The organism is Chelativorans alearensis (genome assembly GCF_010993735.1).
GTDB classification, from domain to species: Bacteria; Pseudomonadota; Alphaproteobacteria; order Rhizobiales; family Rhizobiaceae; genus Chelativorans; species Chelativorans alearense.
The window spans coordinates 29,273-54,370 of the sequence record NZ_WQNI01000023.1; the positions used below are offsets into that span (position 1 = coordinate 29,273).

20 protein-coding genes, 1 tRNA gene and 1 pseudogene are annotated in these 25,098 nt (G+C 66.2%); 8 read left to right on the top strand and 14 right to left on the bottom strand.

Annotation, left to right across the window (positions count from 1 at the left end; genetic code table 11):
* Positions 1–6: 6 nt before the first annotated feature.
* A complete protein-coding gene (gene recJ / locus GPJ75_RS25800; RefSeq protein WP_163272833.1) occupies positions 7–1,788 on the bottom strand; it encodes a single-stranded-DNA-specific exonuclease RecJ in 1,782 nt (593 codons plus the stop codon).
* A 138-nt stretch (positions 1,789–1,926) separates the two neighbouring features.
* The gene (glpX, locus tag GPJ75_RS25805; protein WP_163272863.1) at positions 1,927–2,904 is read right to left on the bottom strand and encodes a class II fructose-bisphosphatase; all 978 of its coding nucleotides are present in this window, start codon (positions 2,902–2,904) and stop codon (positions 1,927–1,929) included.
* 221 nt (positions 2,905–3,125) lie between these two features.
* Between glpX and GPJ75_RS25810 the strand changes: the two genes are divergently transcribed.
* Together GPJ75_RS25810 and GPJ75_RS25815 are read left to right on the top strand one after the other, a co-directional pair.
* Entirely contained in the window at positions 3,126–3,431 is a 306-nt protein-coding gene (locus GPJ75_RS25810) for a type II toxin-antitoxin system RelE/ParE family toxin (protein WP_163272835.1), read from the top strand.
* Positions 3,424–3,711 (top strand): addiction module antidote protein, encoded by a 288-nt coding sequence (locus tag GPJ75_RS25815; RefSeq protein ID WP_163272837.1) that lies wholly within the window; start codon positions 3,424–3,426, stop codon positions 3,709–3,711. Before GPJ75_RS25810 ends, GPJ75_RS25815 begins: the two co-directional genes overlap by 8 nt.
* Positions 3,712–3,812: 101 nt before the next feature.
* Here GPJ75_RS25815 and GPJ75_RS25820 read toward each other — a convergent pair whose 3' ends face one another.
* The 3 genes from GPJ75_RS25820 to GPJ75_RS25830 form a co-directional block, all read right to left on the bottom strand.
* On the bottom strand, positions 3,813–5,123 hold the full coding sequence (locus GPJ75_RS25820) for a homoserine dehydrogenase (RefSeq protein ID WP_163272839.1): 1,311 nt from the start codon (positions 5,121–5,123) through the stop codon (positions 3,813–3,815).
* A gap of 44 nt (positions 5,124–5,167) precedes the next feature.
* Positions 5,168–6,385, bottom strand: a complete 1,218-nt coding sequence (locus GPJ75_RS25825) for an LL-diaminopimelate aminotransferase (RefSeq protein ID WP_163272841.1) — start codon at positions 6,383–6,385, stop codon at positions 5,168–5,170.
* 124 nt (positions 6,386–6,509) lie between these two features.
* Entirely contained in the window at positions 6,510–6,902 is a 393-nt protein-coding gene (locus GPJ75_RS25830; RefSeq protein WP_163272843.1) for a hypothetical protein, read from the bottom strand.
* A gap of 75 nt (positions 6,903–6,977) precedes the next feature.
* On the opposite strand from GPJ75_RS25830, the gene GPJ75_RS25835 reads away from it, so the two are divergent.
* A complete protein-coding gene (locus tag GPJ75_RS25835) occupies positions 6,978–8,810 on the top strand; it encodes a PHA/PHB synthase family protein (RefSeq protein WP_246249284.1) in 1,833 nt (610 codons plus the stop codon).
* A gap of 222 nt (positions 8,811–9,032) precedes the next feature.
* Entirely contained in the window at positions 9,033–10,145 is a 1,113-nt protein-coding gene (locus GPJ75_RS25840) for a YcbK family protein (RefSeq protein ID WP_246249286.1), read from the top strand.
* A gap of 105 nt (positions 10,146–10,250) precedes the next feature.
* On the opposite strand, the gene GPJ75_RS25845 is transcribed toward GPJ75_RS25840, so the two are convergent.
* Positions 10,251–10,326, bottom strand: a tRNA-Glu gene (locus GPJ75_RS25845).
* A gap of 303 nt (positions 10,327–10,629) precedes the next feature.
* Here GPJ75_RS25845 and sfsA point away from each other — a divergent pair.
* Positions 10,630–11,367 (top strand): DNA/RNA nuclease SfsA, encoded by a 738-nt coding sequence (gene sfsA / locus GPJ75_RS25850; RefSeq protein ID WP_163272866.1) that lies wholly within the window; start codon positions 10,630–10,632, stop codon positions 11,365–11,367.
* Between the two features lie 73 nt (positions 11,368–11,440).
* On the opposite strand, the gene GPJ75_RS25855 is transcribed toward sfsA, so the two are convergent.
* Complete coding sequence (locus GPJ75_RS25855) at positions 11,441–12,334, bottom strand: lipid kinase (RefSeq protein ID WP_163272845.1); 894 nt, start codon at positions 12,332–12,334, stop codon at positions 11,441–11,443.
* Between the two features lie 218 nt (positions 12,335–12,552).
* On the opposite strand from GPJ75_RS25855, the gene map reads away from it, so the two are divergent.
* Positions 12,553–13,380 carry a type I methionyl aminopeptidase gene (map, locus tag GPJ75_RS25860; RefSeq protein WP_163272847.1) on the top strand — a complete coding sequence of 276 codons (828 nt, stop codon included), beginning with the start codon at positions 12,553–12,555 and terminating at the stop codon, positions 13,378–13,380.
* Between the two features lie 36 nt (positions 13,381–13,416).
* On the top strand, positions 13,417–14,175 hold the full coding sequence (radC, locus tag GPJ75_RS25865; RefSeq protein ID WP_163272849.1) for a RadC family protein: 759 nt from the start codon (positions 13,417–13,419) through the stop codon (positions 14,173–14,175).
* 119 nt (positions 14,176–14,294) lie between these two features.
* On the opposite strand, the gene GPJ75_RS25870 is transcribed toward radC, so the two are convergent.
* The 7 genes from GPJ75_RS25870 to GPJ75_RS25900 form a co-directional block, all read right to left on the bottom strand.
* The gene (locus tag GPJ75_RS25870; RefSeq protein ID WP_163272851.1) at positions 14,295–17,258 is read right to left on the bottom strand and encodes a nitrate reductase; all 2,964 of its coding nucleotides are present in this window, start codon (positions 17,256–17,258) and stop codon (positions 14,295–14,297) included.
* A 9-nt stretch (positions 17,259–17,267) separates the two neighbouring features.
* Entirely contained in the window at positions 17,268–18,119 is an 852-nt protein-coding gene (locus tag GPJ75_RS25875; RefSeq protein WP_163272853.1) for a formate/nitrite transporter family protein, read from the bottom strand.
* A 61-nt stretch (positions 18,120–18,180) separates the two neighbouring features.
* Complete coding sequence (gene nirD / locus GPJ75_RS25880; RefSeq protein WP_163272855.1) at positions 18,181–18,516, bottom strand: nitrite reductase small subunit NirD; 336 nt, start codon at positions 18,514–18,516, stop codon at positions 18,181–18,183.
* A 5-nt stretch (positions 18,517–18,521) separates the two neighbouring features.
* Complete coding sequence (gene nirB, locus GPJ75_RS25885; protein WP_163272857.1) at positions 18,522–20,969, bottom strand: nitrite reductase large subunit NirB; 2,448 nt, start codon at positions 20,967–20,969, stop codon at positions 18,522–18,524.
* 29 nt (positions 20,970–20,998) lie between these two features.
* The gene (locus tag GPJ75_RS25890; RefSeq protein ID WP_163272858.1) at positions 20,999–22,276 is read right to left on the bottom strand and encodes an MFS transporter; all 1,278 of its coding nucleotides are present in this window, start codon (positions 22,274–22,276) and stop codon (positions 20,999–21,001) included.
* A gap of 460 nt (positions 22,277–22,736) precedes the next feature.
* On the bottom strand, positions 22,737–23,969 hold the full coding sequence (locus tag GPJ75_RS25895) for a CmpA/NrtA family ABC transporter substrate-binding protein (protein ID WP_163272859.1): 1,233 nt from the start codon (positions 23,967–23,969) through the stop codon (positions 22,737–22,739).
* Positions 23,970–23,977: 8 nt separating this feature from the next.
* Entirely contained in the window at positions 23,978–24,568 is a 591-nt protein-coding gene (locus GPJ75_RS25900; RefSeq protein WP_163272860.1) for an ANTAR domain-containing response regulator, read from the bottom strand.
* 264 nt (positions 24,569–24,832) lie between these two features.
* On the opposite strand from GPJ75_RS25900, the pseudogene GPJ75_RS25905 reads away from it, so the two are divergent.
* Positions 24,833–25,098 (top strand): annotated as a pseudogene (locus tag GPJ75_RS25905) (hypothetical protein); the annotation flags it as partial.

Below are 25,098 nucleotides of genomic sequence, written 5' to 3' on the forward strand. Positions count from 1 at the left end.
CTGAAATCAATCTCCGGCCGCATCGGTGATGCGGAACTGCACGGAGCGCGAGCCGTTCCAGTGATTGGCGGCGAGCGAGCCGGCGACGTGGATCGTGGCGCCCCGGCGCGAAAGCAGGAACTCACCCAGCCCGCTCTCGGCGGCGCGGAAGGCGATGGCCTGCAGCCGCGCGCCTGAATGGGTGCGCAGGTCGGCGCGCACATGGCCGTTGCCGACGACACTGGCATCGGCAAGGCGGTGGCGCGGCAGCGCCAGTATCGGCGCGGGATGGCCCGAGCCGTAGGGCCCGGCGGCCTCGAGCGTGTCGAGAAGCGCGAAGGTGGCGCCCTCGGCCGAAAGTGCGGCGTCGATGCGCAGGCTCTCGGCGGCGCGCAGCGCCGTCACGGCCGATCCCGCCTTTTCCTCGAAGAAGGCGCGCAGGCGCCCGAGATTCTTGCGCTCGACGGTGATGCCGGCGGCCATGGCGTGCCCGCCGCCTTTCACCAGAAGCCCTTCGCAGACCGCCTCGCGCACCAGCTTGCCTAGATCGAAGCCGGGGATCGAGCGGCCGGAGCCGGTGCCCGTGCGATTGCCGTCGAAGGCGATGGCGAAGGTGGGGCGGCGGGCGTGGTCCTTCAGCCGCGAGGCGATCAGGCCGACGATGCCGGCGTGCCAGCCTTCGCTCGCCGTCACCAGCACGGCCGGCCCGTCGCCGGCCGCCAGCTCCGCGTCGGCCTCGGCGCGCGCCTCGGCCAGCATGGCCACCTCCATCGCCTGGCGCTCCTGGTTCAGCCGGTCGAGGGTGGCGGCGATCGTCTCCGCCTCGCTAGGATCGGATGTCGCCAGAAGATTGCTGCCGAGCGCGGCATTGCCGATCCGCCCGCCGGCATTGATGCGCGGGCCGATGAGGAAGCCGAAGTGATAGGGATTGAGCGGCTCGCCGATGCGCGCGAGACGGGCGAGCGCGGCAAGCCCCGGCGTCTGCATCTGTCTTGCCGCCGCCAGGCCCTTGACGACGAAGGCGCGGTTGACGCCGATGAGCGGCACCACGTCGCAGACGGTCGCCAGCGCCACGAGATCGAGCAGCATGAGCAGATCGAAGGGCGGCGTGGCGGGCAGCTTCTCCCGCAGGATGCGGCTCGTGCGCACCAGCGTCAGGAAGACGACACCGGCCGCGCACAGATGCCCCTGACCGGAAAGATCGTCCTCGCGGTTGGGGTTGACGACGGGCACCCCATCGGGAAGCGCCCCGCCCACCTGGTGGTGATCCAGCACCACGACGTCGGCCCCCGCCTCTTCTGCCGCGGCGATGGCCTCGGCGCTGTTGGTGCCGCAGTCGACGGTGACGATGAGCCTGGCGCGCCCGGCAAGCTCGCGCATGGCCGACGGATTGGGGCCGTAGCCTTCGAAGATGCGGTCGGGGATGTAGATCTCGGCTTCAACGCCGTAATGGGCGAGGAAGCGCTTCATCATGGCCGAGGAGGCAGCGCCGTCGACGTCGTAATCGCCGAAGATCGCCACGCGCTCGCGCCGCCTTGCCGCCTCGGCAATGCGCGCTGCCGCCTTTTCCATGTCGGTCAGGGATGCCGGATCGGGCAGGAGGTCGCGGATGGAGGGGGTGAGAAAGGACGCCGCCTCGTCAAGACCCACGCCGCGCCCCGCCAGAACGCGGGCGACGATCTCCGGCATTCCATGGCTTTGCGCCATGCCGAGCGCCAGGTTCTCGCCACGCGCATCCAGCCGATGCTCCCACGAGACCCCGCGCGCCGACTTCCTGACGTCGAGAAAATACCGCCTTTCGCCGCTCAACCCTTATCTCCCGTCCTTGAAAGGACGATAGAGGGATGGTGGCCGCGATGAAAGGATCATGACGCCGCGAGCGGCGGCATCTGGGCTTTCGTCCACGAAATCCCCAGAGGAATTGTGTCCGCTCCGCCTGACACTCCCTTAGAACTTATCCAAGTCCTGGTGTTGCGCCTTGATCTCGCGCACCGTGCGGGAGGAGGAGCGCATGACGATGGTGTGGGTGTCGATCGACCCGCGGCCGAACTTCACGCCCGCAAGCATGTTGCCGTCCGTCACCCCGGTGGCGGCGAAGAGGACATCGCCGCTTGCCATCTCGTCCATACGGTAGACCTTCTTTGGGTCGGCAATGCCCATCTTGGCGGCGCGCGCCAGCTTCTCCTCCGTGTTGAGCTGCAGGCGCCCCTGCATCTGGCCGCCGATGCAGCGCAAGGCGGCGGCGGCCAGGACGCCCTCGGGCGCACCACCGATGCCCATGTAGATGTCGATGCCGGTCTCGTCCGGATCGGTCGTGTGGATGACACCTGCGACGTCGCCGTCGCCGATCAGGCGGATCGCCGCGCCCGTCGCCCGCACGGCCTCGACGAGGCGCGCATGGCGCGGGCGGTCGAGGATGCAGGCGGTGATCTCGGAGACGGGCACGCCCTTGGCCTTGGCGAGGTTCTCGATGTTTTCGACCGCCGGCGCGTCGAGATCGACGATGCCTTCGGGATAGCCGGGGCCGATGGCGATCTTCTCCATGTAGACGTCGGGCGCGTAGAGCAGGCTGCCACGCTCGGCGATGGCGATGACGGCCAGCGCGTTGGGCAGGTTCTTGGCGCAGATGGTGGTGCCTTCGAGCGGATCGAGCGCGATGTCGACCGCCGGCCCCTCGCCGACACCCACCTCCTCGCCGATATAGAGCATCGGCGCCTCGTCGCGCTCGCCCTCGCCGATGACCACAGTGCCGGAGATCGGCAGGCGGTTCAGCTCCGTGCGCATGGCATCGACGGCCGCCTGGTCGGCCGCCTTCTCATCGCCACGCCCGCGCAGCCTTGCCGCGGCCACAGCCGCGCGCTCGGTGACGCGGACAAGCTCGAGCGTTAGGATCCGGTCGAGACCGGTCTGCGGGTTTTTCGGCATGAAGGTCATCCCTGTACTCCGGAAAAGGCGCGGCTGGGGCGCGGGTCGCGGATGTTCATCCACCCCTTGTGGCAAAGAGACGGAGGGACGGCAAGAGCCGTCCTGCCCTTCTACTAACTTGAATCGATTGAATAAATGTGACGCGCTGTCTTCGTTTCCGGCGAAACGGACCGGCAAGGACACGATTGAACAATTGTAGTTTATAGATTACAGAACCATATATGGCGGTGCTGAAGCAAACGGAGACGTTCAGAAAGTGGAGAGAGCGTCTCAAGGACCGCCGGGCACGTACACTGATCGCGTCACGGCTGGACCGGCTTGCCTATGGTCACACCGGAGACGTTTCTCCCGTGGGAAACGGCGTTAGCGAACTGCGCATCCACTATGGCCCCGGCTACCGCATCTACTTCACACAGCGTGGGGACCAAATCATCGTCCTCTTGTGTGATGGCGACAAGAGCACACAGACCAAGGACATAAAGGCAGCCAAGCGACCGGCGGCCGAATGGAGCGAACAAGATGGCTGAAAAACTGACAACCTATGATCCCGCCGAGGATTTGGATTCAGAGGAGGCGATCGCCACCTTCATGGCTGCAGCCTTCGAGACCCATGATGCGGGATATATCGCTCACGCCCTCGGGGTTGCCGCACGCGCAAAGGGCATGACCGAAATCGCGAGGGAAACGGGACTTTCCCGGGAACAGCTCTATCGTTCATTCAGCGCGCGCGGCAATCCGACCTTGAAAACCACGCTCGCCGTCATGCGCGCGCTCGGCGTCGACGTGACCGCCAAGCCGCACGTTTGATGCGCAAGGGTTATGGGCGGCTTTCGTGCGCTTTCTCCGCAGCTTTAATGCGGATCTCGTATTCTTCGCGCATTTCGCCCATCTTCATAAATTCTCTGAGTTCAAGCCGCCCGCTCGATCCGTATCACTTGCGGCTTGGTCGTCAGGTGGCCGTCCCTGGTGATGCCCTCGACGGCCTTGCGGACGGAGGCTTCCATGGTCTCGTGGGTGACGAGGATCACGGTCTTGTGCGCCTCCTCGCTCGGATCGCCGTGCTGGACGATGGATTCGAGCGAGATGTCGTTGTCGGCCATGCGCCTGGCGATGGCGGCGAAGACGCCGGTGCGGTCGTGCACCGTCAGGCGGATGAAGTAGCCGCCGGCATGGGCGCGCATGCGGGCGCGCTTATAGGGCGCCAGTTCCTTGGCAGGCCAGCCGAAGACAGGGCCGTGCTGGAACCCGGGCCGGCTCTTGGCGATGTCGGCGATATCGCCGATGACGGCGGACGCCGTGGCATCGCCCCCGGCGCCGGGGCCGGACAGGAGAAGCTCGCCCAGCATGTCGGTCTCGATGGCTACCGCGTTGGTGACGCCGTGCACCTGGGCGATGACGGAGCTTACCGGCACCATGGTCGGGTGCACGCGCTGCTCTATGCCGCTGTCGGTCTTCTGCGCGACGCCCAGGAGCTTGATGCGGTAGCCGAGCTCGGCGGCCGCGCGGATGTCGGCCTGGGTGATGTTGGAGATGCCCTCCATGTAGATGTCGTCGGCGGAAATGCGGCAGCCGAAGGCGAGGCTCGTCAGGATGGAGAGCTTGTGGGCGGTGTCGTGGCCTTCGATGTCGAAGGTGGGGTCGGCCTCGGCATAGCCGAGCCTCTGCGCGTCCTTCAGGCAGTCCTCGAAGCTCAGGCCCTCGGCTTCCATGCGGGTGAGGATGTAGTTGCAGGTGCCGTTCATGATGCCGAAGACGCGGCTGACATGGTTGCCGGCCAGCGCCTCGCGCATGGTCTTGATGACGGGGATGCCGCCGGCCACCGCCGCCTCATAGTTGAGCAGCACGCCCTTCTTCTCGGCGATCGCGGCGAGTGCGACGCCGTGCTTGGAAAGCAACGCTTTGTTGGCCGTCACCACGTGGCGGCCGGCCTCAAGGGCAGCGCGCACCGAATCGAGCGCGATACCGTCCTCGCCGCCGATCAACTCGACGAACACCTCGATCTCGGAGGAGCGGGCCAGTGCAACCGGGTCATCGAACCATTGCGCATTGCCAAGGTCGATGCCGCGGTCGCGGGTGCGGTCGCGCGCCGACACGGCGACCGGGGCGATCTGGCGGCCGCACTGGCGGGTGAGCTCCGACGCCTTGTTCTGGAGCATGCGAACGACACTGGCACCCACGGTGCCCAGACCGGCAATTCCTACGCGCAAGGCTTCGGCCATATCGGGCGTGTTCCTCCGATTGTCTTTTCAGGTGTGGATAAGGGTTAGCGCCTTGCGGCGAGCGGGATGACGTTGTCGAGCGTCTTCTCGGCGCTCACCAGGAAGCGCTTGATCGAGCGCGCGGCCTGGCGGATGCGGTGCTCGTTCTCCACCAGCGCGATGCGCACGTAGTCGTCGCCGTGCTCGCCGAAGCCGACACCTGGGGCGACGGCGACGTCCGCCTTCTCGACCAGGAGCTTGGAGAACTCCAGCGAGCCGAGCGGCCGGAAAGGCTCGGGGATCGGCGCCCAGGCGAACATGGTGGCCGGCGGCGGCGGCACGTGCCAGCCGGCACGGCCGAAGGCCTCCACCAGCACGTCGCGGCGGCGGTGGTAGACGCTGCGCACCTCCTCGATCTCCGCGCCGTCGGAGTTGAGCGCGGCGGCGGCAGCCACCTGGATGGGCGTGAAGGCGCCGTAGTCGAGATAGGATTTGACGCGTGCGAGAGCGGCGACCAGCCGCTCGTTGCCAACGGCGAAGCCCATGCGCCAGCCGGGCATGGAGAAGGTCTTCGACATGGAGGTGAATTCGACCGCCACGTCCATCGCTCCCGGCACTTCGAGCACGGAGGGCGGCGGGTTGCCGTCGAAATAGATCTCCGCGTAGGCGAGGTCGGAAAGGATGATGATGTCGTTCTTGCGCGCGAAGGCGACGACGTCCTTGTAGAAGTCGAGCGAAGCCACGCAAGCGGTTGGATTGGATGGGTAATTCAGGATCAATGCCAGGGGCTTGGGGATCGAGTGACGCACCGCCCGCTCGAGCGCGGGAATGAAGCCGTCGTCGGGCTCGGCCTGCATTGAGCGGATGACGCCGCCGGACATGATGAAGCCGAACGCGTGGATCGGATAGGTCGGGTTGGGGCACATGACGACGTCGCCCGGCGCGGTGATGGCCTGCGCCATGTTGGCGAAGCCCTCCTTGGAGCCGAGCGTGGCGACGACCTGCGTCTCCGGATCGAGCTTGACGCCGAAGCGGCGCGCGTAATAGGCGGCCTGCGCCCGGCGGAGACCCGGGATGCCGCGGGAGGCCGAATAGCGGTGCGTGCGCGGATCGCGCACCACGTCGCACAGCTTGTCGACGATCGCCTGCGGGGTCGGAAGGTCCGGATTGCCCATGCCAAGGTCGACGATATCGGCGCCGAGGGAGCGGGCGCTGGCCTTCAGCCGGTTGACCTGCTCGAACACGTAGGGCGGCAGCCTGCGGACCTTGTGAAACTCTTCCATGGTACCTTTTCCGGTGAAGATGTACCCCGCGCCTATACACCTGTTCGCGGGGGCGGTCGATAGGTTGTGCCGTGCAAGCAGGGCCGCAGTGTGGCCTTCAGACCGTTTGAAAATTCGCTGCGGCCTATTGCACGGTTTCGATCCCTTCCAGCGCGCGTTCGCCGTGGGAGCGGCCGAGGCGGCGTAGCCGCTCGGCCTCTAAGAGGGCTCGGGTCGAATCCTCTCCCGCCGCATGTCTTTCGCGCAGGGTGGTGAGTTCCTCCACGAGCTGCCGCTGTTCGTCCGCCTCGAACTGCGGCGACGCCCTCTCGACGGGGACGTTCAAATTGGGATAGCCGTCGGGCTGGGTCGGGCGCGAGGGTGCGGCATCGGCCTGCGCGGTCGCGACAGGTTGCGAGACCGGTGCCGGCGCGACGTCCTGGAGGGAAAGCGAGGAACAGGAGCCGGGCACTGCGAGAAGCGGCAGCACAAGGAGGCTCGTGCGCAGACAGGAGGAAGGCGGGCTGCCAATTTTCATATTGTTTTTCCGATCATCCGCTACGCTAAGTGCTAATATGGCAATAAGGCGTTCAGAGGAGGTCAAGCCTGAAGAATGATGCAGTCCGGCAATCAGAACAAGCGGGAAACGGACGGCGGCACATCGCTCGAGTCCTATATGGTGAGAGACCCGGAGCGCTTTGCGCTTAACCTCGCCCGCGCGCTGGAGGAGGCCGGCAAGGCCGCCGCCGCCTGGTCACAGCCGCGCGAGGCCGGGGAAAAGCGCGATACGATGGCCGAGCCGCTGGCCGACATGGTCAAGACCTTCTCCAAGCTGACCGAGTACTGGATGTCGGACCCCGCCCGGGCACTGGAGGCGCAGACGCGGCTGTTCTCCAGCTACATGGGCATATGGGCGAACTCCATCCGCCGCATGAGCGGCGAGCCGGCAGAGGGCGAGCGGATCGAGCCGGAGGCCGGCGACAAGCGCTTCCAGGACCCGGACTGGGCGAGGAACGCCTTCTTCGACTTCCTGAAGCAAGCCTATCTGGTGACCACGCGCTGGGCGTCGGACCTTGTTGAGAACGCCGAGGGGCTGGACGAGCAGTCGCGCCACAAGGCGCGATTCTATATGCGCCAAGTGAGCGAGGCGCTCTCGCCGACGAACTTCCTCATGACCAACCCGCAGCTCCTGCGCGAGACCTTCGAATCGGACGGCGAGAACCTGGTGCGCGGCATGCGCATGCTGGCCGAGGACATTGCCGCCGGAAAGGGCGAACTGAGATTGCGCCAGTCGGACTATTCCAAGTTCGAGCTCGGCCGCAACCTGGCGACGACGCCCGGCAAGGTGGTGGCACGCAGCGACCTGGCCGAGATCATCCAATATGCGCCGGCAACGACGCAAGTGCTGCGGCGGCCGCTCATGATCGTGCCGCCGTGGATCAACAAGTTCTACGTGCTCGACCTCAACCCGGACCGCTCCTTCATCCGCTGGGCGGTGGAAAAGGGCCACACGGTCTTCGTCGTCTCCTGGGTGAACCCGGACGAGCGCCACGGCACCAAGGGCTGGGACGAATATTTCCGAGAGGGGATCGAATTCGGTCTCAAGACGATCGCCGAGCGGACTGGGGAAGAAAAGGTCAATGTTCTGGGCTATTGCGTCGGCGGCACGCTGCTCGCCGCAAGCCTCGCCCTGATGGCGCAGGAGAAGGACGAGCGCATCGCCTCGGCCACCTTCCTCACCACGCAGGTCGACTTTACCTATGCAGGGGACCTCAAGGTCTTCGCCGACGAGGAGCAGGTGGAGGCCATCGACCGGGCCATGAAGGAGAAGGGCTATCTGGAAGGCAGCCGCATGGCCACCGCCTTCAACATGCTCAGGGCGCGGGATCTGATCTGGCCCTATGTGGTCAACAACTATCTGCGCGGGAAAGACCCCCTGCCCTTCGACCTCCTCTACTGGAACGCCGATTCGACGCGCATGGCCGCCGCCAACCATTCCTACTACCTGCGCAACTGCTATCTGGAGAACAACCTGGCCAAGGGCCGGGCAACGCTCTGCGGCAAGCGGCTTTCGCTCGCCGACATCAAAGTGCCGATCTATAACCTTGCGACGATCGAGGATCACATCGCGCCGGCGAAGTCGGTATTCACCGGCAGCCGGCTGTTCGGCGGGCCGGTCGAGTTCGTGCTGGCCGGCTCCGGCCACATCGCCGGCGTCGTCAACCCGCCGGGCCTCAACAAATACCAGTACTGGACCGGCGGGACGGCCGGGGAAAGCCTGGAGAAATGGCTGGAGACGGCGCGGACCGCCGCCGGCTCCTGGTGGCCCCACTGGCAGGAATGGATCGAGAAGCTCGACGACACGCGCCTGCCGGCCCGCAAGCTCGACCGGCGCAAGAAGATGCTGGGCGAGGCGCCGGGCGACTATGTGCGGGTGCGGGTGTGACGGCGGGGGGCAGGTGTTCGCCACGCCGGCCCGATCGTCATTCAGCATAACGTGTTGCAAAAGGGGCACTATTTCGCTACCACTCGCATATTGTCAGGGTGCGTCGGGGGAGTTTGAGCGACGCGTGCGGCTCTTGGGTCCGCAGAACCGCTTGCCGGAGAGGAAGGCTTTTTGATTGCCAGTGATCCGGCTTCGGCTGGAAAAAATAAATTTGGCGATTCGGTGAGGTGGCGCGCTCTGGGGGTGGTGATCGCCTGTGCGCTTGCGGCTTCGTGCTCGGCATCCTCCGATGCGCCTTTCGGCCTGGCCCCCGGCTCCTACGAAACATCATCCGGCGAAACATCATCCGGCGAAGACGGCGTCAGCCCGCTGCAGGCGGCCATGGAAGCGAGCACGGCAGCCGTGCGCCCCTCGCCGCGGCCGGGAACTAAGGCCGCGGCCAAGGATGAAGCGGAAACGGCGGCGGCGGCCGAAGCGGAAGCTCAACCTGAAGAGCAGCAGGCGGCGAAAGAAGGGACGGGCGAGCAGCCGGAGGTAACCGAGGCCGAGGAGACGCCCGGCGAGCCGCAGCGGGAAGAACAGGTGGCCGAAGCTAAAACGCCGGCGGCAACCGAGGACGATACGGCCGCCAAGAGGCGTGGCTTCCTCTCCGCCTTCTTCTCGCCCGCCGAGGCGGCACCGGCCAAGAAGAGCCCGATCGCCGCGGCGATGGCGCAAAGTGAGGAAAAAGCCGCTGCCGAGACGGCCAAGGCCGATGAGCCGGACGCGAAGGAAGAAAAGCCGATCGTCAACCTTGCCTCCAACACCGAGGCAACCCCCATGCGCGCCTCGTTCAGCATGGACGCGCTGCCTGGCGTGCGCGAGGGCGAAGAGCTTTTCGAGATCGTCCGCAAATCCAATATCGACGACACCAGCGACCTCGATCTCTATGAACGGGTAGGCACCTACGAGGTGGCCTCGGCCGCGGGACTTGCCCGCCTGGCGCCGAACGGGCTTCTGAAGCAGCGCGAGAGCGTGGACGTCTCCTGCTTCAAGCCGGCGCTGATGCGCATGCTGAGGACCATCGAGAGCCATTACGGCAAGCGCGTCCTCGTCACCTCCGGCTACCGCAGCCGGGAGTACAACAGGCGCGTGCGCGGGGCGCGCAATTCCATGCACATGTATTGCGCGGCCGCCGACATCCAGGTCGAGGGCGTCAGCAAGTGGGAGCTGGCGCGCTTCACACGCGCGCTGCCGGGCCGCGGCGGCGTGGGCACCTATTGCCACACAACGTCGGTTCACGTGGACGTCGGGCCGGAGCGCGACTGGAACTGGAAGTGCCGGGGCAAGAAGTAGGCAGCTGGGCTCAAGCTTTTGGGTGGCGGTCACGATCACCACGCCGCCCGGCCGCAGCCCGCAGAATTGCTCTAAGCCGCTGATTTTCTGGAAAAACAGAAACCATGGCACGCCCAACGGGACTCGAACCCGTGTTTCCGCCGTGAAAGGGCGGCGTCCTAGACCGCTAGACGATGGGCGCAGGCAAGACGAGGCGCCTTATAGAGAGCTTCGCCCGCTCCGGCAAGCCGTGTTCTTGGGCATCCGGGGACTTTTTCACTCCAGGCGCGATATGCGTTCAGGCCTCATAGGGATGGAGCGGCTCGCCCAGAACGCGGTCCACGGCCCCGGCTGCAATTCCGGACGGAAAGCCGGTTTCCACGTAATCGCCGCCGAGGCGCGCGGGCACTCGACGCGGCCGGCATGGGCCGTTATGAAACCCCGTGTTATGCGGGTCGCGATTGCGGCCGTGATCCACTCGATACCGCCGGACGGTCGCTGGCCCATGAACTTCCCCTCCCCCCTGATCGAGGCGCGTCTGGTGCGGCGCTACAAGCGCTTCCTGGCGGACGTCACGCTGGCCGACGGCACGGCGCTTACCGTGGCCGTGCCCAACACCGGCTCCATGCTCGGCCTGACCGATCCCGGCTCGCGCATCCTGCTTTCGAAATCCGCCAACCCGAAGCGCAAATACGCGCATACGCTGGAGGTGGTGGAGGCGGACGGCACGCTGGTGGGCATCAACACCGGCCTGCCCAACAAGCTGGCGGTCGAGGCTATCGGCGCCGGGCTGATCGACGACCTTGGCACCTATCCCGTCATCCGGCCCGAGCAGCGCTACGGCGAGCGCTCGCGCATCGACTTCCTCCTGGAGCATCCCGAGCGCCCACCGGCCTATGTGGAGGTGAAGAACGTCCATTTCATGCGCGAGGAGGGGCTGGCGGAGTTTCCCGACACGGCGACGGCGCGCGGCACGCGGCATCTGGCGGAGTTGGCGGCGATGCGGGCGGCCGGCGCCCGCGCGATCATGGTTTATGTGGTGCAGCGGGGCGACTGCCACCGCTTCCGCCTGTGCGACGACCTCGACCCCGCTTATGCGGCCGCATTCGCCATGGCGCATAGCGCCGGGGTCGAAGCATTCGTGATCGGGTGCCGCGTCAGCGCGGAGGCGATCGTGCCCGATCGTCTGCTTGAGATGGAAGCCCTTGGATCGGTTCATCGTTTCACGGAATCGATGACCTGATCCAGCTCGGCGTTTTTTCGCGATTCCGGACGGAAACCGGTATCCACTTTTCAGGATGCAGTGACGCCGCGCGTCAGGCCGTGGCGGGGGTGAAAACCGATATCGCCTTGGGGTGGACCTTGAAATGCGCCGGCGTCGCGGTGACGATCTCGCCGTCGGCGTTCACCGGCAGCGGCTTCTTCGTCTCGATGTCGAACTCCACGCAGCGCGCCGTGCGCACCTCCTGCCAGGCGCCATGCCTGCCGGAGCGGAAGGAGCGCAGCATCAGCGCCAGCTTCCACAGGTTGGACATCTCCAGGCTGTAGAGGTCGAGATGGCCATCATCGATTTCCGCCGTCTCCTCCACCACGTTGCCGCCGCCATAATGCCGGCCGTTGCCGACGGCTATCTGGTAGGTTTCGACCTCGGTCATCATGCCCTTCTCGGTGATCCGGGCACGGAAGCGGGAGGCTTTCGTCAACACCCTGATCGCCGCAAGCGCATAGCCCAGACGGCCGAAGTGCCGCTTGAGCGCCGGGTCGAGGCCCTCGGCAAGCTCGGTACTGAGGCCGATGCTGGCGACGTTGAAGAAGGCATGGCCGTTGACCGTGCCGACGTCGATCGGGCGCGCATGGCCCTCGGCGATGACATCGGCCGCCCTTAACAGGTCCAGGGGGATTTCCAGCGTACGGGCAAGATCGTTGGCCGTGCCCATGGGGATGATGCCCATTGGCAGGCCGCTTTCCATGGCGGCCATCGCCGCCGAGGATACGGAGCCGTCGCCGCCGCACACGATCACGAGATCGGCCATGGCGCGCAGGCGCACGATGTCGCGGGCGATCTCGGGCAGCGCTTCGAAAGGCTCGACCGTCACCGCCAGCCCACCGGTTTGAAGCCGCCCGATGACCGGATCGACCGATTCCCGCCCGCGCCTTGCCTTGGCGTTGACAAGCAGAAGTGCGCGCCGGGTGGTGATCTTCTTCTTCATCGGGAAACTCTGTGGCAGGTTCAGGTGGCGCAGATAGGATCCCTAGCCGGCGATTTCGACGGCCTTGGGGCGTGCTTGAGCAGGTTCCTCCATTAAATCTTCGTAACAAGGTGAGGCCCCCTCACCCAAAGCCGGTGCCGGGGTTGAAGCTTTCGTGATAGGGTGCCACATCATTGCGGACGCGATCGCGGCCGATCGCCTGATCGAGATGGAAGCTGATGGTCACTTACCTTGACGCCGACGCGGCACCCCTGCGCAACACCGGCCAGATTCGCCTCTACGGCGAAGAGGGCTTCGAAGGCATGCGCAAGGCATGCCAGCTCACCGCCCGCTGCCTCGACGCGCTCGCCGATATCGTCGAGCCGGGGGTGACGACGGACGCACTCGACCGTTTCATCTTCGAATACGGCATGGACCACGGCGCCATTCCCGCCACGCTCAACTACCGCGGCTACACGAAATCCTCCTGCACGTCGGTCAACCACGTGGTCTGCCACGGCATCCCCGACGCCAAGCCGCTCAAGGAAGGCGATATCGTCAATATCGACGTGACCTATGTGCTCGACGGCTGGCACGGTGATTCCAGCCGCATGTACCCGGTCGGCCGGATCAAGCGTGCCGCCGAGCGGCTTCTGGAGGTCACGCACGAGTGCCTGATGCGCGGCGTGGCGGCGGTGAAGCCGGGCGCGCGCACCGGCGCCATAGGCGCTGCCATCCAGTCCTACGCGGAGAGCCAGCGCTGCTCGGTGGTGCGCGACTTCTGCGGTCATGGCGTCGGGCGGCTCTTCCACGACGCCCCCAACATCCTGCACTACGGCAGCCCCAACGAGGGGGTGGAGATGCGGCCCGGCATGATCTTCACCATCGAGCCGATGATCAACCTTGGCCGGCCGCATGTGAAAGTGCTGTCGGACGGCTGGACGGCGGTCACCCGCGACCGCTCGCTTTCGGCGCAATACGAGCATTCGGTCGGCGTCACCGAAAACGGCTGCGAGATCTTCACGTTGTCGCCGACAGGGCTGGACCGGCCGGGCCTCGCCTCGTAGACTTCTGCCCGAGGGACCGGGGCAAAGGCGGCGATCATGGGGGAAGACGAACGGGGTTTCTTCGGCGAGGGCGCGTTTCAGCCCGCGGGGAAAGAGGCGAAGGCGGGCAAGGCGGCCGGGCAGAAAAAGCACTATGAGGGCCACCGCGAGCGCTTGCGTCAGCGCTTCGCCGAGGCCGGCAGCGACGCGCTATCGGACTACGAGCTTCTGGAGATGATGCTGTTCCGCTCGGTGCCGCGCGCCGACACCAAGGGGCCGGCCAAGGCGCTTCTCGAACGGTTCGGCTCGATCGGCGAGGTTTTGGGCGCGCCCGAGCACCGCCTGAAGGAAGTCTCCGGCATCGGCGAGGCGGCGGCGCGCGACCTGAAGCTGATCGCCGCCCTCACCCAGCGCATGCTTCGCGCCGAGGTGCGCGGCAGGGAGGTGCTTTCCTCCTGGGCACAGGTGCTCGACTATTGCCGCGCGGCCATGGCCTACGAGGCCCGCGAGGAATTCCGCATCCTCTTCCTCGACAAGAAGAACGTGCTCATCCGCGATGAGCGCCAGCAGACAGGCACGGTCGACCACACGCCGGTCTATCCGCGCGAGGTGGTGCGCCGGGCGCTGGAGCTTTCCGCCAGCGCCATCATCCTCGTCCACAACCACCCCTCCGGCGATCCGACGCCCTCGCGTGCCGACATCGAGATGACGCGGACGATCATCGCCACGGCCGAGCCGCTGGGAATCACCGTTCATGACCACATCATCATCGGCAAGGACGGGCATGCCAGCATGAAGGGGCTGCAGTTGATATGAGTGAATAGTGAATAGTGAATGGTGAATGGTGAATGGTGAATGGTGAATGGTGAATGGTGCGGAATTACCACGTCGAGAGAGACTTACTACTATTCACTATTCACTATTCACCAGATTCACTATTCCGCCGCAACGACCAGCGCCGCATCCACGATCCCCCTGATCTCCGCCCGGCAGGAGCCGCAGTTGGTGCCGGCTTGCAGGGCCTCGCCGACGGCCGCCACGCTGGTGCAGCCGGCGCGGGCGGCGGCGGCGATCTGGTTGGTACCGACGCCGAAGCAGGAGCAGACGATGGCGCCGGGGTCCGGCCGGTCGGCCCCTGCCCTGCCGGCGATGACGCGGTAACGGGAGCGCGGGTCGGGGTGCGGCTCGCCGAGCTGCTCGACGGCGAAGCCGCGCGAGGCGGCGACCGGCGTCCTTGAGAGGTAGAGGGCACCGAGGAGCCGTTCGCCGTCGAAGGCGGCCAGGCGGTGGCTGCCCTGGCGCGCGTCGTGATAGGCGATGATCTCCACGCCGTTCTGGGCAAGGGCCAGGAGCCGGCGCAGGAGGGCCTCGGGTGCCTCCAGCGGCTTGCCATCGGCAAGCTCCAGGCGCCAGCCGCCCTTGCTGCGCGCCAGCGCCCAGTAGTCCAGCCCGTCGGTGGCGGGGCACGAGGCGGAGACGGCGAAGCCGTAGTATTCGGCTTTAAAGCGATTGAGGCGGACGGCGACGTTTTTCGAGGCGGGCTGGCCGGAATGAGGGTCGGTGACCGGCGGCACCAGCGCGTCGACGCGGCCCCTGGCGGAAAACTGGTCGGTCCAGTGCATGGGCACGAAGACGGAGCCCCGGCGCTGCCTCGACGAGACGAGCGCGCGCACGAGGACGGCGCCGTGGCGGCTTGCCACCCGCACCAGCTCGGCCTCGCGGATGGAAAGGCGCGCGGCGTCTTCGGGGTGAAGCTCGGCATAGGGCTCGGCCATGTGGCCGGAAAGCCGGGCGCTCTTGGCCGTACGGGTCATCGTATGCCAGTGGTCGCGCACGCGGCCGGTGTTGAGGATCATGGGGTGGTCGGCGTCAGTCACCCGTCGTGCCTGCGGCGCAACGGCGATGAAGCGGGCGCGGCGGTCGGGGGTGTAGAAGTTGCCGTTGGCGAAGAAGCGCGAGGTAACCCCCTCTGCCCTGCCGGGCATCTCCCCCTCAAGGGACGGGGCTATCGCATATGAGTCATCTTTGCCGGCTTCGCCGGAACCCCCACCCTCAATCCCTCCCCTCAAGGGGGAGGGAGGCAGGCCGAGCCCTCCATCGTCCCCCTCCCCCTTGAGGGGAGGGGTGAGGGGTGGGGGTCCGATCAAGGACTCAGAACCCACACGCGATGCGCTTCCCTCCATTTCTGCGACGTCTGTGATTGGCGAAGGTCGTAGCGACGGCCCATCTCCCCCTTTGAGGGGGAGATGCCCGGCAGGGGTGGTAGCGACGGGCGCCGGCCATTGAAACGGTTTCAACCCCTCATAGTCCGCCGCGTCCACCCCCGCATAAGCGCCGATGTCGAAATCGCGCGCGCCTTCGTTCTCATGGGCCGAAAGCGCGGCGTGTTCGCGGAAGATCTCGGCGGGGCTTGAATAATCGAAAGCCTCCGCAAACCCCATGCGCCTCGCCACCTCCACAATCTGCCACCAATCCGGCCGCGTTTCGCCCGGCGGCGGCAGGAAGGCGCGCTGGCGGGAGATGCGGCGCTCGGAGTTCGTCACCGTGCCGTCCTTCTCGCCCCAGCCCGTGGACGGCAGCTTCACATGGGCGTGGCGCAGCGTATCGGTCTCGTCCGCGATATCGGAGACGACGAGGAAGGGGCAGGCCTTCAGTGCCGCTTCCACGGCGTCCGCGTCGGGCAGCGAATCTGCGGGGTTGGTGGCCATGATCCACAGCGCCTTGATGCGCCCATCGGCCACGGCCTTGAACATTTCCACCGCCTTGAGGCCGGGCTTTTCCGCCATGTGCGGGGCGCGCCAGAAGCGCTGCACCAGGTCGCGGTGAAAGCCGTTCTCGAGGTCCATATGGGCGGCCAGCATGTTGGCGAGCCCGCCGACCTCGCGCCCGCCCATGGCGTTGGGCTGCCCGGTGACGGAGAACGGGCCCATGCCCGGACGACCGATGCGGCCGGTGGCCAGATGGCAGTTGAGGATGGCGTTCACCTTGTCCGTGCCGGAAGCGGACTGGTTGACGCCCTGGCTGTAGACGGTGACGGTGCGCTCGCGTTCGATGAAGAGCCGGTAGAACGTTTCGATCTCGGACGGCGGCAGGCCGGTGGAGGCGGCTACTTCGTCTATCGTCAGATGCCCGGCAGCGGTCAATGCCTGGTTGAAGCCGGTAGTGTGCTTTTCGACGTAATCTCCTCGAACAACGCCCTTTTCTGCGATGTAGCGCAGCAGGCCGGCGAAGAGCGCCACGTCGCCGTCCGGTGCGATTGCCAGATGCTGATCGGCGATGTCGGCGGTCATGGTGCGGCGCGGGTCGATGAGCACCACCTTCATCTCCGGCCGCTTTTCCTTGGCGGCGGCCAGCCGCTGGTAGAGCACGGGATGGCACCAGGCGAGGTTGGAGCCGGTGAGCACGACGAGGTCGGCCAGTTCCAGGTCCTCGTAGGTTCCCGGCACCGTGTCGGAACCGAAGGCGCGGCGATGGCCGGCGACCGAGGAGGCCATGCACAGGCGGGAGTTGGTGTCGATATTGGCCGAGCCGACAAAACCCTTCATCAGCTTGTTGGCGACGTAGTAGTCCTCCGTGAGAAGCTGGCCGGAAACGTAGAAGGCGACGGAATCGGGGCCGTGCTCGGCGATCGCCGCCGCGAATTTCCGCGCCACGAGGTCGAGGGCGGCGTTCCAGCCGGCGCGGCGGCCGCCGATCTCCGGGTAAAGCAGCCGCTCCTCGAGGCCGACGGTTTCGGCAAGGGCAGAGCCCTTCGAGCAGAGCCGGCCGAGATTGGCCGGGTGATCGGGATCGCCCTTGATCGATACCGAGCCGTCGGGCTGGGGAGCCGCCAAGACGCCGCAGCCGACCCCGCAATACGGACAAGTCGTTCTCGTGGGGAGGCCGGCTGCCTGCGTCATCGCGCCGTCCTATTCCGCCGGAACGCGGGCGGGAGCGACCATGTCGCCGGTCGGTGCGGCGCGTTTGGCACCGGTGCGGGCGTGGGTGGAGTAGAGCGTCAAGCCGACGAATGCCAGGCCACCCACGAGGTTGCCGACCACCGTCGGGATCTCGTTCCACAGCAGATAGTCCATGATCGAGAAATTGCCGCCGAGCATGAGGCCCGAGGGGAACAGGAACATGTTCACGATGGAGTGCTCGAAGCCCATGTAGAAGAACAGCATGATGGGCATCCACATGCCGATGACCTTGCCCGAGACCGAGGTCGACATCATCGCCGCCACGACACCGGTCGAGACCATCCAGTTGCACAAGACCCCGCGGATGAAGAGGGTGAGCATGCCGGCTGCGCCGTACGCCGCGTAGCCCACCGTGCGGCCCTCGCCGATGGTGCCGATCTTCTGGCCGACGACGTTCGGCTCCGTCGTGAAGCCGTAGGTGAAGGTGATCGCCATCATCAGGGCGACAAGCAGCGCGCCGGCGAAGTTGCCGACAAAAACGAGGCTCCAGTTGCGCATGACACCACTGAGCGTCACGCCCGGGCGCTTGTCGATCAGCGCGAGGGGCACGAGGGTGAAGACGCCCGTCAGAAGGTCGAAGCCCAGGAGGTAGAGCAGGCAGAAGCCCACCGGGAAGAGGATGGCGCCCGCCAGCGGCTCTCCGGTCTGGACGGAGATGGTGATGGCGAAGGCGGCGGCGAGCGCCAGGATGGCGCCGGCCATAAAGGCGCGGATCAGGGTATCGCGCGTCGACATGAAGACCTTCGCCTCGCCGGCATCGATCATCTTGGTGACGAATTCCGTGGGTACGACATAGGCCATTGTCGGTCTCCTGGGTTGAATGGAGGTGGGATGCCGGCAGCGCGGGGATCGGGCGGGCGCCCTACTCTGCCGCGATCGCCAGCATCATCGTTGCGTCCATGAAAATGCGGCTCCCGTCGCGCTTCAGCGCGAAGGTGCGCACGGCACCTTCGTCGGCGCCCTGGGCAAGGCCGGTTTCCAGCGAAAACACCCAGTTGTGCAGCGGGCACGTGACTTCCGCACCGTGCACGATGCCCTGGCTCAAGGGGCCGCCCCTGTGCGGGCAGCGGTCCTCGATGGCGTAGACGTCGTCGGTGGCGGTGCGGAAGACGGCGATCCGCCCGATGGGTGTGTTGACGCAGCGCGCGCCGCGCTGCGGGATGTCGTCGAGCTTGCCGATCTCGATCCAGTCACTCATTCCGCTCACTCCGCTGCCTGTGGGAAGCCCAGTTCGGCCATGGGCTTGAACTCGTGCTTGTCCTTGCCCGAGACGCGCTCGGACCAGGGGTCCACCTGGGCGAATTTCTGGGAGAAGACGAAGCGGTCGAAATAGGCCTTGCGCTTGTCGGCGTCCTCCATGATCTGGCGGCGGACCTCCTCGATGCCGACGCGCTTGGCCCATTTGTAGATGCGCTCCAGATAGCGTCCCTGCTCGCGGTACATCTGGACGAGCGCCACGATATGCTCCAACGCCTCGTCTTCCGACCTGACGAGGCCCAGCACCTCTGTGCCCTTGATGTCGAGGCCGGCCGCCCCCGCGAAGTGGATCTCGAAGCCCGAATCCACGCAGATGACGCCGACGTCCTTGCAGGTGGCCTCGGCGCAGTTGCGCGGACAGCCGGAGACGGCCATCTTCACCTTGGCCGGCGTCCACGAGCCCCACATGAATTTTTCGATGCGGATGCCGAGGCCCGTCGAATCCTGCGTGCCGAAGCGGCACCAGTCGGAGCCGACGCAGGTCTTCACCGTTCTGAGGCCCTTCGCATAGGCGTGGCCCGAGACGAAGCCGGCCTTGCCGAGATCGGCCCAGACGGCCGGCAGATCCTCCTTCTGGATGCCCAGCATATCGATGCGCTGGCCGCCGGTGACCTTGACGGTGGGGATGTTGAACTTGTCGACCACGTCGGCGATGGCGCGCAGCTCCTTCGAACTCGTCACCCCGCCCCACATGCGCGGGACCACCGAGTACGTACCGTCCTTCTGGATGTTGGCGTGCACGCGCTCGTTGACGAAGCGCGACTGGTAGTCGTCGGCATATTCGTCCGGCCAGTCGGCCACGAGGTAGTAGTTGAGCGCGGGGCGGCACTTGGCGCAGCCACAGGAGGTCTTCCATTCCAGCTCCTGCATGACGGCGGGGATGGTCTTCAGCCCCTTCGCCTTGATGAGGCGGCGCACGTCGTCATGGCCAAGTTCCGTGCAGCCGCACATGGGCTGCACCGCGGCCGGGTTGTAGGTGTCCCCCAGGGTGAGCCGCATCAGCTGCTCGACAAGCCCGGTGCAGGTGCCGCAGGAATTGGAGGCCTTGGTATGGGCGCGCACGGCGTCGAGCGTGGTCAGGCCCTTCTCGGTGATCGTGCCGACGATCTTTCCCTTGCACACGCCGTTGCAGCCGCAGATCTCCGCATCATCCGGCAAGGCTGCAACGGCCGCCATAGGGTCCAGCTGACCCCCTCCCTGATAGGCCTGGCCGAAAATGAGGGTGTCGCGCATCTCGGCGACGTCGATGCCCTTCTTGAGCATGTCGAAGAACCAGGAGCCGTCGGCCGTCTCGCCGTAAAGGACGGCGCCGAGGATGCGGTTCTCCTTCAGGACCAGGCGCTTGTAGATGCCCGCGCTGGCGTCGCGCAGCACGATCTCCTCGCGGTCGTCGCCATCGGCGAAGTCGCCGGCGGAATAAAGGTTGACGCCGGTCACCTTGAGCTGCGTCGCCGTCTCCACGGGGCGGAAGGCGGCGTCCTGCTTGACAAGCGTCCTGGCCGCCACCTTGGCCATGTCGTAGAGAGGCGCGACGAGGCCGTAGCAGATGTTCTCGTGCTCCACGCATTCGCCGATGGCCAGGATGTCGGGGTCGGAGGAGACCATCTGGTCGTTGACGACGATGCCGCGCTCCACATAGAGCCCGGCATCGACGGCGATGCGGGTCTCCGGCCGGATGCCGACGGCCATGACGACGATGTCGGCGGGGTAGATCGTGCCGTCTTCAAGGAGCACGGCTTCGGCATGGCTGTCGCCGAGCACGGCCTTGGTCTGCGCCTTGCAGTGGATCTTTATCCCCCTGCCCTCCAGTTCCTTCTGCAGGAGATAGCCGGCGGCGGGGTCGAGCTGGCGCTCCATGAGGTGGCCCATCAGGTGGAGCACCACCACCTCCATGCCGCGCGAGCGCAAGGCGGCGGCCGCCTCCAGGCCCAGGAGGCCGCCGCCGATGACCACCGCCCTTGCATTCGGCTTCCCGGCCACTGCCACCATGGCGTTGACGTCGTCGAGGTCGCGGAAGGCCATGACGCCGGGCAGGTCCCTGCCGGCGACGGGGATGATGAAGGGGGCGGAGCCGGTGGCGACCACCAGCTTGTCGTAGGGCGTCTCGCGATCGCCGGAGACGATGAGCTTGGCCTTGCGGTCGATCCTCGTCACGGTCTCGCCGAAGCGGCAGTCGACGTTGTTGGCCGCGTACCAGTCCGCATCGTGGGTGACGATCTCCTCATAGGTCTTTTCGCCTGCCAGCACCGGGGAGAGCATGATGCGGTTGTAGTTGCCGCGCGGCTCGGCACCGAAGAGGGTTACGTCGAAGGCGCCCGGATCGGCCTCGAACAGGTGCTCGAGCATGCGCCCGGAGGCCATTCCGGCGCCGACGACGACGAGTTTCTGGGTCATGAGGGTCGTTTTCCTTTCTCAGCCGGCTTTCAGGCCGGCTGCATCTGGGTAGCCCGCTCCATCCGGCGGATGGCGAGGTGCATCCAGGCGAGCGACACGGCAATGATGACAAACAGCGCCATGAAGCAGCTCGTCCACAGGCCGGTGAGGTCGTTGAGGTAGCCGAACAAAAGCGGCAGGATGAAACCGCCGAGACCGCCGATCATGCCGACGAGACCGCCCACCGCGCCGACATTTTGCGGATAGTAGACGGGGATGTGCTTGTAGACGGCGGCCTTGCCGAGGCTCATGAAGAAGCCGAGCACGAAGATGAGGACGACGAAACCCCAGGGGCCGATCTCGAAATGGAAGGTCTTGGGGCCGTCGATGCCCTGCACCATGTAGTCGGCAGCCGGGATCGACAGGAGAGCCGTGCACACGGCAGAGACGGCGAAGGTCCAGTACATGACCGTGCGCGCGCCCGCCTTGTCCGACAGCGCGCCACCATAGGCGCGGAAGATGGAAGCGGGGATGGAATAGGCGGCGCCGATCATGCCGGCGGTCTTGATGTCGAAGCCGTAGGCGCCGATCAGGTAGCGCGGCAGCCACAGGGCAAGCGCGACGAAGGCGCCGAAGACGAAGAAGTAGTAGAGCGCGAAGCGCCAGACTTGCAGGTTTCTGAGCGGCTCGAACTCCGAGGCGAGGCTGCGGCGGCGGAGCTGGCCGGCGCGCTGGGCGCGGATCACCGGATCGTCGCCTGTGGTGAACCAGAAGACCACGGCCATCACGAGCAGCGCCAGGGCCCAGACCTGCGCGACGGCCGCCCAGCCCCAGGCGATGAGCACGAAGGGGGCGAGGAACTTGGTCACCGCAGCGCCCACGTTGCCGACGCCGAAGATGCCGAGCGCGGTGCCCTGCTTCTGCGCCGGATAGAAGCGCGAGACATAGGCGACGCCGACGGCGAAGGAGCCGCCCGCGATGCCGACCCCAAGGGCCGCGACAAGCATCATCGTGTAGGTGTGGGCGAAGGAGAGCAGGAAGGTGGCAAGGGCCGAGGCCAGCATGGTGGCGGTGTAGACGAGGCGGCCGCCGTAGCGGTCGGTCCAGATGCCGAGCATCATGCGCACGAGCGAACCGGTGAGGATCGGCGTGCCGACGAGCAGGCCGAACTCAGTCTCGGAGAGCCCCAGATCGTCCTTGATGCGCACGCCGATGATGGAAAAGATCGTCCACACGGCAAAGCAGACCGTGAAGGCGACGGTGGACATGGTAAGGGCGCGGGTGGGCGTGGTGTCTTCAATTGGTGCGGCTGGCGTTGATGCGGTCATCGGCTGTTCCAATCCAACTGGTCGTGCCTCTGCTGAGGTTTTTGTTGCTGCAAAAAGAAAAGCTGCCGGCCAGCAATCGCCTGCCCGCGGTCACGGCGGCGATCTCTGATCGGCAGCTTTGCCTCAGCGCCCTTCATTGGACGCTTGTTTTTGGTGTCCCCTCTGGACCCGCTTTAGCTATGCACGAGGCGTGCCAACTTGGGGGCGGAAATGAAAATCGTCTGTTTTCAATGGGTTGCTTTGTCGATCCGTGTACAGCGTTTCGCTGGTGCCGCAAGCGGTGGTGAATAATGCTGCAGCGCAGCGATCAAATATTAGGCATGGGCGCAGGGTGCCCATGAATTAGGCGAAGCCCTTTTTGCTCAACCATTTTTGTAGCTGCGGCCTGTTCAGGCATGGATCCTCGGGTCAAGCCCGAGGCCCCATGCCTGAGCATTGACGCGGCGCCAGCGGTCAACGATCAGTCCCCAGCGCCAGCAGACCTCTGCCCGTAGATGTAGCTGTCCAGTTCCGCCGGGTCGAACACCGCCCCGTCGAAGAAGCCGTCGGGACCGAGGATCAGCCGGCCAGAGGTTGCGCCGACGGGTGTCGGGGCCGTCAACGCGCCCTCCACCTTCATGCTGGCGGCGGGCAGTGCGGCGCCGAGCGGGCCGAGGGCGGCGCGGTAGATGTCGGGGCGGAAGGAGGCCCGCGCCTTCTCCGCGTTCGCCTCGCCGTGAGGGACCTGCCCCCAGCGGACCATCTGCGAATAGAACCACAGCGCATGGCTCTGCCAGGGGAAGGTCGCCGCCTTCTCGACGGCCAAGAAGAAATCGGCGAAGCGGTGGATGCCGCCACCCGTCTCCAGCCGCCCATCGAGCGCGCCGAGGAGGAGCTTTGCCGGCTGGCCGAGATAGGCTTCGCCGGAGAGGATCGCCGCCAGTTCCTCGTGGTTCTCCGCCTCGCCGCACCAGGCGGCGGCGCGGTAGAGAGCGCGCAACAGGCGGGCGAGCGTATCGCTGTGCGCTTCGGCCCAGTCGGCGCGCACGCCAAGCACCTTTTCCGGGCTCGACCGCCAGATGGCCGCCTTGATCGTGGCGATGCGGGCGTGGCCGGCCGCCACGGCGACGCTGTTCCACGGCTCGCCGACGCAGAAGCCGTCGATGCGGCCGGCGGCCATGGCGTCTGCCGTCAGCGGCGGCGGCACCACGGTGATCTCGACGTCGCGCTCGGGATCGATGCCGCAGGCGGCGAGCCAGTAGCGCAGCTCGAAATTGTGCCCGGAATGGGGGTGGACGACGCCGAAGCGCAGCCTGCCGCTCCCCTGCCCTTGCCGGTCTTCGATCACCTTCCTGAGCGCCGCTCCCACCGCCGCAGGGTCGTCCGGACCTTTGGCACCGGCCTCCTCCATCGCCTGCCACAGGGCGTTGCTGACGGTGACGGCGTTGCCGCCGAGACCGAGCGCCAGCGGGGCTATGAGGTCGAGGCGCATCGGCGTCAAGCCGAGATTGGCGGCGATCGGCATGGGCGCCAGCATGTGCGCCACCTCGAAATGGCCGACGGCGATGCGGTCGCGGATGCTGGCCCAGGAGGTCTCGCGCACCAGCGTCAGGTCGATACCCTCGCTCGCTGCAAAACCCTTCTCGCGCGCCGCCACCAGGATGGCGCTGTCGGTGAGCGGCAGGAACCCGGCGGTGATGTGGTGTTCGCTCATTACGCGCCTCACTCGTCGAGCAGCCCGGAGGCCAGGATCAGGCTCTGGGCGATTTCCGATATCTTGCGGTTCTGGTTCATCGCCGCACGGCGGAGCAGCGTGTAGGCCTCCTCCTCGGAGATCCCCTTTGAGCGCATGAGGATGCCCTTGGCGCGGTCGACCAGCTTGCGGTTTTCGAGCGCGCTCTTGGCCTCCTCCAGTTCGCGCGCGAGCTTCGAATAGGCGTTGAAGCGGCTGATGGCCATGTCGACGATGGGCTTGACGCGCTCTTGCCTCAGCCCGTCCACCACATAGGCCGAAACGCCGGCATCCACCGCCGCCTCGATGGCGCTCTGGTCGGACTGGTCGACGAACATGGCGATCGGCCGCCTGACGGCGCGCGACAGGTTGAACATGTTCTCCAGCATGTCGCGGTTGGGGTTTTCCAGGTCGATGACGATGACGTCTGGCTCAATCTCGGCGATGCGCTGGGCGATGCCGTTCACGTCGTGCACGACGGTGACGTGCTCATGCCCGGCCTCGCGCAGCCCAGCCTCGATGATGGCGGCACGCAAGGTGTTTTCGTCTATGACCAGGACGGAGAGCGAACGGGGCGACATGCCTCTATTTTGCGCATGCACAATGATTGTGCAATGCCGAAAATTGGGTGTTTGCGTTCCGGGGGCGTCTTCGTCAGATCGTCATCCCGGACAGTCTCCGCCCTTGCGGGCTCCGGCTTCCGGGATGACGCGCGTTGGGGCGGCGGGAAATATCTCGGCGCGTGGCGCATGCCTGTCAGCATCTGTCAGGAATGTTTTCCTATTCCCATTCACGCCCCTCCCGACCCGTGCGATAATCCCCGCGCCTGACGAAAGGAGGCAGCGATGGACGGGAGTGCGGCAATCGAGCGGGATCGCGAGGCGCTGAAGCGCATCGTCGCTTCCCTCGTGGCCATGGCCGGGCCGGCCGTGGGCCCTCATCCCGAGGCGCGGGCCGAAGGCGAGCCGCGAAAGACCCTGCCCCGCCATCTCTGGCGCGCCATCCTCCGCCTGCTGCGCCCGGCCGAGGCCGCCGCGCGGCGGCTGGTCATCGCCGCCGCGCGCGGCCTAGTCGTCTCCCTGCCGCCCCCGCGCAAGCCGAGGCCCGCAAG